We start from the raw sequence: 12,289 nt of genomic DNA, 5'->3' as shown, positions 1-12,289 counted from the left end.
TGCAAGAGTTCTATTTTCTAGCGCGGCGCGACAAGAGCACACAGCTGTAGCTGTGTACCTGAGATCTAGCAAAGCTAAAAAATAAAAGAACAAACTTAGCTAAGTAAAATACTCTTAGCGGGTCACTAGACGCCCCCTACATTAATTGAAAGTTGTCATTATGGAAGAAGAAAAAAAGTCTAAAAGAGTAGATATAGATTCAAAAGTTTCTACGCGAGGTGGATTCGCTGGCATGATGGAAACAGGTTTACGTAAATTCCGCAGTATAGTACATTGTTCTGTATTGTTATTGCTATATGTTTTAGCATCTATTCTTATAGGATTAGCATTAGTCCCTAGTATCTATTTTGTAACGTATATTTACAGCGCTACTCATACTTGGTTTCACTTGTATCATTATGCAGCATTTGCAACTTCTATTGCTGCTGGTTATTTTATTTATGGTTTCACTCTTATTTTAATTGTTCTACCTTTTGCAAATTTTATTTTGCGACTAAAGTTGAAACCTTGGCGTGGAATATACTATTCTCTCGAAGCTGTCCCTTGGTATGTACATAACGGTTTCACTTATATAGCTCGTTATACTTTCTTATTTATGATAACTCCAACACCTTTTAGCATGATGTTTTATAAACTTATGGGAATGAAAATAGGTAGAGGAACACAACTTAACACAACCAACATTTCTGATCCGTCCTTAATCACTCTAGAAGAAAAAGTCACTATTGGTGGTTCAGCGACAATAATTGCTCACTACGGACAAGCAGGCTATCTGGTCATTAATCCTGTACGAATAGGAAAAGGAGCTGTTATTGGTTTGAAAGCCACGATTATGGGAGGAGTTAATATAGGCGTAAAAGCAAAGATTTTAGCTAATTCTTTTGTTATGCCAAACACTGTCATTCCCGATGGCGAAGTTTGGGGTGGTGTACCAGCCGTGTGTATACGTAAAGCTAAACCACAAGAAGAAAAGATAGCAGAAGATAAACAAGCTAAACCACAAGAAGAAGAAAAGATAATAGAAGACAAACAACAAACAGAAAATACTGAAAAGGAATAATAATGAACGTTCGTAATGAAAAATGCTTGGAAAACTATCCCGAGTATCCAAAAAGATCTTCGATTGAAGACCCTTATAATCCAGTATATTTTAATCACACAGATAACAATTCTCGGAGTTATGCTGATCCCGAAAGTTTAGAAGAGGTGCAAAAACTCAACTTCAAAAGTCATGCAGGAGAAGTAAAAATAGAGAGCGGTTACCCTCAAAATCCTGTTGGTAGAACAGGAATGACTGGTCGAGGTATTCTAGCTAAGTGGGGAGCTAATTTTGGCGCAGATGCTATTATTACACGTAATAGTAAAGACTTAGAAGTTTTGCTTGTTAAAAGAAAAGATACAGAAGAACTTGCTGTTCCTGGTGGTATGATCGATGAAGGAGAAACAAGTTTACAAACAGCGCAGAGAGAATTAAAAGAAGAAACAGGTATCGAATTAGACATGTCCACTGCAAAGAAAATTTACGAAGGCTATGTCGATGATCCGCGAAATACTGATAATGCCTGGATAGAAACTTCTGTGTATCACTTACATGTAGAAGGTTGTAACTCGGAAATCACTGTTCAACATTCAGAAGTTATCGAAGCAAGCTTCGTCAAAATAAATGACGCTCTAAAACAAAAAATGTTTGCTTCGCACCGTTCTTTTTTAAATCTTCTTTCTTAAGTGAGTCGCAAAAAATTTTTGAGCACGTTTCAAGTCAGCGTAGAATTTGAGTGTCAGAGCAAGGAGAGCCTGAGAGGCACATAACTGTAGCTATGTAACCGAAGGCTCAACGCCGCTATGATACTCAAAGGCAAGCTGCGTGCTCTTAAAAACTTTTTGCGACTTGCTTAACTTGTAGAACAGCTAAAAATTGTTTAAGCCTACGCACATCATTCTATACAAAGAATACTTGTAAAATATAAATCTGACACAAATACGAAATGTATTTGGTCAGGTTTAAATCACATTCTACAAACACCACAGAAAAATCATCTATTATATAAATTTTCCTTATGAGAAATCACAATCATTCTACAAACCTAAACCTATAGTTTTCTTTCAATCAAAAATTCCTTAGGAAATTCATATGAAATTTAAGCATATTTACGCAACTGTTGTCGCTGGCGAAAAGCACATTTGGAATGTAGAAAGACTTTGGAGCCTAGCAAAAGAATTAAGTTCGACTCTTACAGATATAGAAAGTATTCAAACTCTAGATGAGAATTGCTGGTTTTTTGAAAGGAAACAACCAACGGTAAGAGAAGTAGCTTCGCATGTAAAAAGAATTTATGAGGCAGATTTATCTTATCCTATTATTTTAAGTGTAGATGGAGTAGTAATGGATGGAGTACATCGTTTGGCAAAAGCATTTATTTTCGGCAAAAAAAAAATAAATGTTGTGCAGTTTGAGGTAATGCCTAGCCCAGACATCATACAAAAAATATAAAAATAAAAATTATCAACACTTTAGTGGTGTAAGTACGTATATATTCCAAAATGTAATTAACTTCACTTTAATAAAGGAAAAATTCATGGAAATTTACTACATTGCTTTCGCTGTTGTTGCTGTTGTGGTGTTTTCTACATGTGTGATTGTTGTTAGACAAAAGACAGCGCAGGTAATCGAAGTTTTTGGAAAATTTGATTCTACTAGGTCTGCAGGTTTGCAGTTTAAAATGCCGTGGCCAATTGCTTTATCGGTAGGAACTATTAATTTAAAAATCCAAGAAGTTAAAGATGAGGTTGGAGTAAAAACTTCGGACAATGCCTTTATTCGTTTTCCTGTTGCAGTGCAGTTTAAAGTTATTGAAGACAAGGTCCAAGCAGCTTTTTATGAGCTAGATCGTCCTATTCAGCAAATCCAATCCTTTGTACTTAACATTATTCGTTCGAAAGCTGCTGGCATGACAATGGCGGACCTATACACATCAAGAGATGATATTGCTGTCGCGGTAGAACACGATTTGAAAGGCAAACTAGAATCTTTTGGTTATGAAATTGTTACAGTGTTAGTTGATGAACCGGAACCAAGTAAAGAGGTGGCGGATGCTTTTAATCGAGTTATTGCGGCTAAACGCGAACAAGAGGCTGCAATTGCAGAGGCTGAAGCACTTAAAATTCGTAAGGTAGGTGAAGCGAGAGCTAATGCAGAAAGTCTCAAACTCACTGCACAAGCATATGTTGAACAGCGTAAAACCATTGCTGAAGGTATTGGTGATGCGATGGGAGAAATTCGCGACGGTTTACAAGGAGTTAACGACCAAGTAATACTCGAATATTTTGCTGGTATTGACGAAAGAGACGCTATTCGCGATGCAGCAAAAGGCAAAGGATCAATTATCGTATTCACCAATAGCAAATCTACAAGCGACGATCAAATTGCTCTGACAAAAGCTCTAATGAGTCAAATAAAGGATAATAAAACATCTAAATAAGTGACCTAGCTATTAATTTTTGACAAAGCTAAAACGCTAAAAATATAATGGTATACGATCCCTTTACATCGGCATAGCTAGCATAAAGGGATTGCATACCAAGAAATATCAATATAGGTGCGGGAGCATAGGTATACGTTCGATTACACTATCTCGCGGGAAAAGTTTTGCATATAGAGCGCTAATTATTATCTTCCTATTTTTCGTTTAACCATACGGGTTTCTCACTAACCGCCGTAAAAAGAACATCATCCATAAAAGATTTAGCATCATTCATACACGCTTGCCCTAATTCGGAGCCAAAAAAATCTTTCATTGTTTGTAGATCTGTCCACCACAAGTAAGCAATTTCGATATCTTGTGTAGCATATACTACATAACCTTCGCACCCATTTTCTTTAAAAGACTTTCTCGCCATATTTACATGAGCTTGCAATTGCTTTATAAAGTTTTTTGAAGAGTCATCTTTCTTACAGCCAATGTAAATTACTATATGGCCATCTCCCTGCCAATTAGGGTTTCCAGTCGACGCGTTATAGAGAGTGTCTACTTGCATTCGAGTTGTTTTATCCCAGGCTGTTATTTTTTTTCCAGAAATTTTTTGCTTAACAAGAGCTTCTAAAAAAAGATGTGTTAACTCGTGATCAGAATTAGGATTTTGCCCAGTGATTAATTCGCGATCGCGTACAGCGTGACTTGTCCACGATTTAGCATGACTTAATTCTCCACCTGCATTTTTAAGCGCTTGTGAAGGAAGCACTTTCATTTTTCCATGAAGAATATTTTCTTGAGCAAATTTTTCTTCATCATCGGAAAAAATAGTCATTTTGTAATCTTTGTATATCCATCCATTTTCATTTTGGGCTGATAACAATGCTATTGGGCCATGGCAAATTAGCGCTGTAGGTTTTTGGTATTTATGAAAGTGTTTCAACACGCGACCTACATTTATATCGCGGCATAAATCTTCCATCGGCGCATGTCCACCAGGAAAAAACACACCTTTAAATCCTTCAAGTTCTTTCTCTGTTATATCAGAGAGTTTACGAGGGTTGATAAAACTTTGTATTTTAATCAACTCTTTTGCTTGTTGATGCTCTTCTTTGGATGAAAAATACTGAATATTATCTCCTACCGCGTCCATGGTTGGTGTGTTACCTTTTGGATTTGCAAAAACAATTTCGTAATTTGCTTTCAACAAGGCCATAACTGGAATAGTTAACTCAGACAAGAAAAAACCAGTTTTGTGTTTGGTACCGTCGGCAAGGGTAATATAATCAGAACTAGAAACAACAACAAGTATTTTGCTTTTCTCAGCGCAAAGACACGTAAGACATAAAGCTACAATTAGCAAGAATTTCACAATATTCTCCTTAAGGATATTTTATATAAAATTTATTTAAAATTATCTTGCCATAGTTTCATCCATTAGTAAAATTAAATATTTTAATACTTTCCATTAGTAAAATTAATAGTTATGGTATTTATGAAAAACTTTGATCAAATAGACTCTAAATATTTTGAAGTTTTTTGGGTGGCTTCAGAAACTTTAAATTTTACCAAAACAGCACAAATAATTCATGTTACGCAATCTGCGGTAACACAACAAATCAAAAAACTAGAAACTCAAATGGAAACACAATTATTTGTACGTGCACAAAAAAATATTTATTTAACGCCAGCTGGAAAAAAGCTACGTTTTTTTATAGAAAATTATCTCGATAATGTAGATACACTTATACGCGATATTAAACAATCTGCAATAGCTCTTTCTGGGAAAATACGTTATGCTCTACCTGAAAGCTGTTTACTTTCATCACACTTTACAAAACTTCTAAATTATAGACAAAATCACTTTCCACAGCTACATTTACAAGTAGAAATTTGCACCTCCGAAATTATCTATGACAAAGTTCTTAGTTGCGAAATTGACTTTGGGTTTATTACAAAAAAAAAAGAAATTCAGTCCATTGATTTTATTCCTTTTTGCGAAGAACAGTACATATGGATAGCAAAAGAAAAGTCTTTAGAAAGACTTTCTGCGTCAGAAATTGTAGAACAAGAAATGATTATCTATCCAGGAATGGAAGTTTTGTATAAAAAATGGTGCGAGAGCCAGAAAAAATCGTATCCAGCTTTTTCAAGACTTAAAGTAACTGGTATGATCAATCATCTTCATGGTGCACTTGATATGGTCGCATCAGGTATGGGAATTACTATTATTCCAAAACATTGTCTGCAAAATCAACAAAAGCAATTATCGCAGATTTGCAAAGGACGCAAAGTAATGAATACCATTTACATTATTACCTTAGAAAATGTAAAACACCCAAAACGCGTCGAAAAAATTATCGATGTGTTTTTAGAAATGCATAAATAAGACCAAAGAATCTGGAGGATTTCGATGAATTATCGCGAAAAATCCTTAATATACCAAGCTCAAAGCCTAGGATATTTGGGAAAAGAAATACCACCTATTTCAAATATAGATATATTTTTACAAAAAAGTTTTTCTCAAAAACAGTGTTATCAGCTATATTTTTTGTATTTAAAAAGTTGTTTGCTCAACGGTGCGCTTGCTCAAAACCTTATTAATCAGCAGCAAAAAAGTATACTATGGAATAAAGCAGTTACACAACAGCAAAACCCTACTTTGTTTTCTATATATCAAAAAATTGTACCTATAACTTTTTATCAAAAGTTAATCGCAAGATTAGCAGAACAGCAGATTTTGACAAAAATTGAAATTCAGATATTTGAAAAGATAGCTTCATCTTTGATAAATACTCACCAAGATTCTGATTATTACTCTCCAAATGAGACGCTAGTGGCGAACGACATGCCCGAAGTAAAACAAAATATAAGTGTAATCACTCAAGGTAATCCCAGAAATTCAACTGATTCATTGCAACAAATTTCGACAAATAAAAAAGAGCACTCGACTACTCAAAAACATTCTGGCTCCGTAAATATTTCAGATATTTTTGCTGGACGGTATCGCATAGAATCAGAGTTAGGGCGTGGTGGAATGGGAGTTGTGTATAAAGCCTATGATAACGATCTTGGAAGAAGTATAGCATTAAAATTGATATTGGCAAAACAAGCAAAATCAGTACAAATTCAGCGCTTTTTAAAAGAAGCACAAGTCGTTGCAAAACTAGACCACCCGAACACTATTCGTATTTTTGATATAGGCGAAGCCCCGCAAAAATACTTTACGATGGAGTACATAGAAGGAAAGACGCTCTCTGAGTACATCTCTAAAAAATCACTTACTTTCAGAACTACTGCTAAAATTATCAACAAAGTTGCTTTAGCACTGCATAACGCTCATCGCCAAAATCTCATTCATCGCGATATAAAACCTTCAAATATTATGCTTGATATTAATAAAGAACCGCGGCTTATGGACTTTGGTTTGGTCAAGGATGCTGAAAGTGACCTTTCTCATGAAGGAGATATTCTGGGAACTCCAACGTACATGTCTCCAGAACAAGCGCACGGCAAAGTAGCAGTACCTGGTAGCGATGTATACTCTCTAGGAGCAACTTTATACCAAGCTCTGAGTGGTGTTCCTCCTTTTAGCGGGTCTTCAGCACTAAACATTATCGTACAGATCATGCAAAAAGATCCTGTTCCTCTAAGAGAATTAAACCCTGATATCCCAAGAGAACTAGAAGCAATTACTTTAAAATGTATGGAAAAAAAGATTTCGCGGCGTTACAAAAGCGCTAATTCTCTAGCTAAAGACTTGGAAAATTATCTTGATAATCGTCCAATAACGGCATCTCCTCCTACTCAATTTACTTATTTAAAAAAGTCGATTATTCGCAATAAAGAAAAAAGTATACTTATTGCTATTATTGCAACACTAATCTTAACTTTTACTACGATATATTTTTATCAGCAAATCCAAGCTAGGAAAAAACTAGAAAATACCAACAAAGAACTAAGCAAAAGTAACAATGAACGAGGAATAGCTTTAAGACAAAAAAGTGAAGCTCTAAAGCAAAAAAGTAAAGCTTTAAAACAAAAAAATCAAGCTCTAAATGATCTTAAGAAAAACGTTTATAAAGCAAATATTGCGCTCACGGCTTTACGTATAGAAGATGCCAATATTGGAGGAGCAAAGAATTCATTAAACAAATGCTCTCAAATTTTTCGTGATAATTGGGAGTGGAAGTGGCTTAACAAAACATTAAAAATCAAACATATTTCTTTTGGAAAATCGCCATATCGCTTTTGCGATTTTCACCCTAAAAATAAGACATTTATCGCTGCAAGGAATTCTTTACTAGAGTTATGGGATATTGGCAACTCGCAAAAACCTATATGGACATCATCACCATTTAAAGGAGATATTGTCAATTGCAATTTTAGTCCCAACGGAAAATTAGTTCTTGTATCCACAAATCGCAACCATAAAAATCGCAATAGACTTTTTGGCTTGCCAGTAAAAAACCTATATCTTGTAAATGCATCTACCGGAAAAATTATTCACAATTATGAAGGCCATGCTTACGAGGTGAAACAAAGTTCTTTTAGTGCAGATGGGAAATACATTGTGTCTGCTGGCGATGACGGTATCATTAAAATTTGGAGTACAAGAAAAAGGCAAACGACGCCTGTACAAGAAATAGATCTTCTCAAAAAAATGAAAGAGGCTGCTCTGCAAAGTGGTATGGGGACGGATTCTTTTCGCTCTATCAAAGATTTCGAGATTTCTAGTTGTGTCTTTAATAAAGATGGACAATATATTATCGCTAGTCGTAAAGACATTTTGATGCTATGGAAAAAAGTAGGCAATCGTTATCAAAAAGTAAACGAATTATCTTATTCAATGGACATTAAACGCAGAGTTGGGAATATTAGCAACTCTACGTTTAATGCGCAACAAAATATTATTATTGTTGGAACAAAATACGGTTATGTTGACCTATGGATGATTGATAATGGCAAACTTCGCTTTATTAGATCTCTTGAAAAAGCTCATAACCTAGGCATCTCTTGGTGTTGTTTTTCTAAAAGCGGCAAAAGAATGTTAACTTGCGGAGATGACATGACTATTGTTTTATGGAAAGTTCACAACAAAGGGGACATCGTTTTTACTAATAAATACTATGGGCACTCTCGTAAAATAATGAGTTGCGACTTTTTAAAAGACGGAAAGAGTTTTATCTCTACTGCTGACAGTGTAAAATTATGGTCGATAGACAAAAATTTACGCCCTGCTGAATTATTACCAAGAAAAACAGGGACTGCCGAAAGAAGAGGAGATTTTGCGAAAACAAAAGAACAATTACTTGCTATAGCAGGTAACGATGGTTTACAAATCTGGAATTGGCATGAGAAAAAACTTTATAAAACTTTTGGCAAGCATCGTCAATTTTACTCATGCGCATTTCACCCACTTAAAAACCAAGTAGCAACATGTGATAAAGCTCCCGATCTAACACGTCTGATGTCTTCGAAGAAAAAAAAATATGAAGTTGTTTTGTGGGATATTGAAAAAGAGACTTCAACGATTATTAGTACTCATAATGATGCAATACGATTTTGCTCATTTAGTAATGATGGGCGTTATCTTGCTTCTGTAGGAAGATCAATAAAGATTTTTGATTTTAAGAACAATCGCGAATTTGAACTTCCCAATCGCCACAAAAAAGGGATGCGCTGGTGTGGTTTTTCTCCTAAAAATAGTAATCACTTTATTACAACATCTTTTGAAATTACACTTTGGGATATTGACAAAAAAAAAGAAATACATCAATTTCGGGAAGGAGTATACAAAGCTACATTTGCCGCTTTTCATCCGAATAAACCCTTTTTACTAACCGCAGATTATTACTTGTCAGGTGAAGAACAAGATATTAGTTTTGCCTTGTGGGATTTAGAGAATCATAAACCATTAGGTCGTATCTTAGGGCAAAAATCTAATATCACTTCTTGCACTTTTAATAAAGAAGGTAATCGCATTATTTCTTCAGGTAGAGATAGAACCATAAGAATATGGGACTTCAATTTAACTCCTAATAAAAAAGAAAAATGGAACGCCCAAGAACTTCTGTCTTTACGCAAGCACGAAGCCTCCGTGCATCACTGTTGTTTTTCGCCTAATGGTAGAGCACTAGTATCAATGAGCAATGATGGACAAGTATATTTGTGGGACACAGAGTAGAATTAGGGGCAGCCCAGGTTGTCATTATAAGGGATTTACAATGACGCTGAAAGTATTGAATATATTAACCCAAGAATAAATCGTATAGTTGATTAATATTGCATTCAACAGCAGGAGCTTTGCTCTCCTTGTTGAATTAAGGAATTCATAATCTTTGTTTCTATTGATATTTATCGCGAAGGACAAGAATTCTCTATTTTGAATTTGATTTAGTTTAATGGGCAAAAGTATTTTTTACTATTTCCCAAGACTGTGGAAGCCAGTGGGTAGTGTTATTTACTCTTATATGTCGTTCTGCTTCGTCTAAACTGTAATAATTTCCATTATACGCTTCTGTTGGATCTAAAGTAATTTTCTTATCAGAAATGATATTGTAAACTGCCACAATCATACGATCAGGTTCTTCATTAACAACAAATTTACCTAAAAAATTAGGTTTTTCACAGAGGTTTGTTTCTTCTTGTAATTCTACGGTCGCTGCTTGTTGATATGTTTGTCCGTATTTCACATGGAAACTGCAGGCACAATCTACACAATTGGGAAAAATGCTCTTGGATTCGCTTCTTGTAGTTAAGTGAGTCGCAAAAAGTTTTGAGCACGTTTCAAGTCAGCGTAGAATTTGAGTGTCAGAGCAAGGAGAGCCTGAGAGGCACATAACTGTAGCTATGTAACCGAAGGCTCAACGCCGCTATGACACTCAAAGGCAAGCTGCGTGCTTTTAAAAACTTTTTGCGACTTGCTTAAGAAAACCTGTTGCTTAGAATTAAAAATCCAAACCACTCCTGCACGATGTAAAATACCTTTTTGGTGAGCTTCGGTTCTTTCAATACGTCCAAGAACCTCATCTTGAATATTGACTTGATATAGATATTCCATAGTTCCCTCGAAATTATGACCAATTACTACAATGTTGATATTGAACTAAGTGTATTTATTCTTTTACTGTCATCAATTAAATTAGTGATAACCACTCTGTTGTAAGGCGTGTTATCGTAACAGATATCGTTAAAATATCATTGTTTATATTAACCCAAGTTGCGACCTATAAAAGTTATCGTACAGTCTGGTATAATTACTCTTACAAATTCGATGTGCGCGGTTCGAATCTCGTGAGACGCAGTCGTGGCACATGGCACGAAGTAAGGGTAATGCAATGAATTTTAATCATGAAAAATTAGATGTATATCAAGTATCACTAGAATATACAAAAGAAACATTTAATGCGATGGAGAAAATGCCATCAGGTTACAGCTATTTAAAGGATCAGCTAAAAAGAGCATCGCCTTGAGTCCCTCTTAATATAGCAGAAGGCAATGCCAAATTTAGCAAAAAAGAGAAAGCAAGGTTTTTCTCTATAGCAAGAGCATCAGCAAATGAATGTAGTGCAGTATTCAATGTTGCTAAGATAGCCCAAATAATAGACTCAAAAGAAAAAACTACTCTATAGAATAATTTGTATGCTTTCAAAGTTAATAGTCTAATTTTCGCACATGGAATATCGATCCACGACCACGAACCTCAAAAATCGAATTGCACACATCGTTTTTTTATACTGTTATAACGACTCTTCTCTTAAAGTAAGAAAAACAAGAAGGAGAAAGTCATGGAAAAAGAAATTATAATTATTTTCTGTATATGTGATGAGATAACACAAGCACTCAAGATTGTAGAAGATCCTCAAGTTAAAATGACTAATTCAGAAATTATGACAACAGCATTAGTTTCTATGCTCTACTTTTCTGGCAACTTTGAAAAAGGACGAAATTTTTTAGCTGAGCATGGCTACATCAAAAAAATGCTAAGTAAAAGTCGTTTCAATCGCCGCATACGTGCTATTGGTGAAAGTGTATGGCTTTCTCTTTTTCATTTGTTTGCTGAAATTAGTAAGCGAAACAATCTGCGAGATTATATCATAGATAGTTTCCCTATTCCGGTCTGTGACAATATTCGCATTAGTCGTTGCAAAATATACAATACACAAGATCATCGGAGTTGTGTTGCAAGCAAACGTCGTTATTTTTTCGGTTTGCGGGTTCATATGCTCGTCACCAAAACTGGTTTACCAGTTGAGTTTTTGCTTGCTCCTGGCGGCTGCAATGATTGTCGTGTTCTCAAACAATTTCAATTAGATATCCCTGAAAACTCTTTTGTTTTTGCTGATAAATCTTACAACGACTACTCTTTCGAAGATATTGTTTCCGAAGCTCTTAATGTCTCTATCTTACCTCAGAGAAAGAAAAATTCTAAAAGGGCTTTTTCCCGAGCTACTGAGTTTATTCAAAAGGTTACCCGTAAAAGGATTGAAAATACTTTTAGTCAGATCACTTCTTTTTTTCCAAAGAAAATTCATGCTGTTACCTCTTATGGATTTGAGTTAAAAGTTGTCCTTTTTGTTCTCGCTTTCACTTTTTCTTGTTATTTTTAGGTCACAACTTAAGTTATGATACTGTAAGTAGTATCGAACTCGCTTCCGAAACTTTCTAAAGGTGAAATGCCTGTTTATTTGATCAAAAGCTTTGCAATCGGGCTCGCAAGCGGGCTTGAAAAAACATCTTGAATAATGATAGACCTAGTAATATCTATAAAATCAAAGTGTTACTTCAATTGAAGAGCGTAATAAGTGTCCACGCTT

12 protein-coding genes are annotated in these 12,289 nt (G+C 35.1%); 9 read left to right on the top strand and 3 right to left on the bottom strand.

Annotation, left to right across the window (positions count from 1 at the left end; genetic code table 11):
• Window positions 1-160 precede the first annotated feature (160 nt).
• The 4 genes from UABHE_RS02715 (at window position 161) to UABHE_RS02700 (ending at window position 3,479) form a co-directional block, all read left to right on the top strand.
• Window positions 161-1,060 (top strand): DapH/DapD/GlmU-related protein, encoded by a 900-nt coding sequence (locus UABHE_RS02715; RefSeq protein WP_372368667.1) that lies wholly within the window; start codon window positions 161-163, stop codon window positions 1,058-1,060.
• Window positions 1,061-1,062: 2 nt separating this feature from the next.
• Window positions 1,063-1,725 carry an NUDIX domain-containing protein gene (locus UABHE_RS02710; protein WP_372368665.1) on the top strand — a complete coding sequence of 221 codons (663 nt, stop codon included), beginning with the start codon at window positions 1,063-1,065 and terminating at the stop codon, window positions 1,723-1,725.
• A 406-nt stretch (window positions 1,726-2,131) separates the two neighbouring features.
• Complete coding sequence (locus UABHE_RS02705) at window positions 2,132-2,491, top strand: chromosome partitioning protein ParB (RefSeq protein ID WP_372368664.1); 360 nt, start codon at window positions 2,132-2,134, stop codon at window positions 2,489-2,491.
• Between the two features lie 85 nt (window positions 2,492-2,576).
• Window positions 2,577-3,479: an SPFH domain-containing protein gene (locus tag UABHE_RS02700; RefSeq protein ID WP_372368663.1), complete on the top strand. Its 903-nt coding sequence runs from the start codon at window positions 2,577-2,579 to the stop codon at window positions 3,477-3,479.
• A 196-nt stretch (window positions 3,480-3,675) separates the two neighbouring features.
• Here UABHE_RS02700 and UABHE_RS02695 read toward each other — a convergent pair whose 3' ends face one another.
• Complete coding sequence (locus tag UABHE_RS02695) at window positions 3,676-4,842, bottom strand: type 1 glutamine amidotransferase domain-containing protein (protein ID WP_372368661.1); 1,167 nt, start codon at window positions 4,840-4,842, stop codon at window positions 3,676-3,678.
• 123 nt (window positions 4,843-4,965) lie between these two features.
• Between UABHE_RS02695 and UABHE_RS02690 the strand changes: the two genes are divergently transcribed.
• A complete protein-coding gene (locus tag UABHE_RS02690; protein WP_372368660.1) occupies window positions 4,966-5,859 on the top strand; it encodes a LysR family transcriptional regulator in 894 nt (297 codons plus the stop codon).
• 24 nt (window positions 5,860-5,883) lie between these two features.
• Window positions 5,884-9,657 (top strand): protein kinase, encoded by a 3,774-nt coding sequence (locus UABHE_RS02685; RefSeq protein WP_372368658.1) that lies wholly within the window; start codon window positions 5,884-5,886, stop codon window positions 9,655-9,657.
• Between the two features lie 214 nt (window positions 9,658-9,871).
• On the opposite strand, the gene UABHE_RS02680 is transcribed toward UABHE_RS02685, so the two are convergent.
• The gene (locus tag UABHE_RS02680; RefSeq protein WP_372368656.1) at window positions 9,872-10,165 is read right to left on the bottom strand and encodes a hypothetical protein; all 294 of its coding nucleotides are present in this window, start codon (window positions 10,163-10,165) and stop codon (window positions 9,872-9,874) included.
• A gap of 155 nt (window positions 10,166-10,320) precedes the next feature.
• The gene (locus tag UABHE_RS02675) at window positions 10,321-10,533 is read right to left on the bottom strand and encodes a hypothetical protein (RefSeq protein WP_372368655.1); all 213 of its coding nucleotides are present in this window, start codon (window positions 10,531-10,533) and stop codon (window positions 10,321-10,323) included.
• 277 nt (window positions 10,534-10,810) lie between these two features.
• Here UABHE_RS02675 and UABHE_RS02670 point away from each other — a divergent pair, with 277 nt between their 5' ends.
• The 3 genes from UABHE_RS02670 to UABHE_RS02660 all read left to right on the top strand — a co-directional run bounded on the left by UABHE_RS02670 (window position 10,811) and on the right by UABHE_RS02660 (window position 12,082).
• On the top strand, window positions 10,811-10,945 hold the full coding sequence (locus UABHE_RS02670; protein ID WP_372368654.1) for a hypothetical protein: 135 nt from the start codon (window positions 10,811-10,813) through the stop codon (window positions 10,943-10,945).
• Window positions 10,946-10,957: 12 nt separating this feature from the next.
• Window positions 10,958-11,104, top strand: a complete 147-nt coding sequence (locus tag UABHE_RS02665) for a four helix bundle protein (RefSeq protein ID WP_372371555.1) — start codon at window positions 10,958-10,960, stop codon at window positions 11,102-11,104.
• A gap of 156 nt (window positions 11,105-11,260) precedes the next feature.
• Window positions 11,261-12,082 (top strand): IS982 family transposase, encoded by an 822-nt coding sequence (locus tag UABHE_RS02660; protein ID WP_372368653.1) that lies wholly within the window; start codon window positions 11,261-11,263, stop codon window positions 12,080-12,082.
• Window positions 12,083-12,289 lie beyond the last annotated feature (207 nt).

Origin of the sequence: Candidatus Uabimicrobium helgolandensis (assembly GCF_041508025.1) — a bacterium.
Classification (GTDB): domain Bacteria; phylum Planctomycetota; class Uabimicrobiia; order Uabimicrobiales; family Uabimicrobiaceae; genus Uabimicrobium; species Uabimicrobium helgolandensis.
This window is presented reverse-complemented; position numbering and strand designations above follow the sequence as displayed.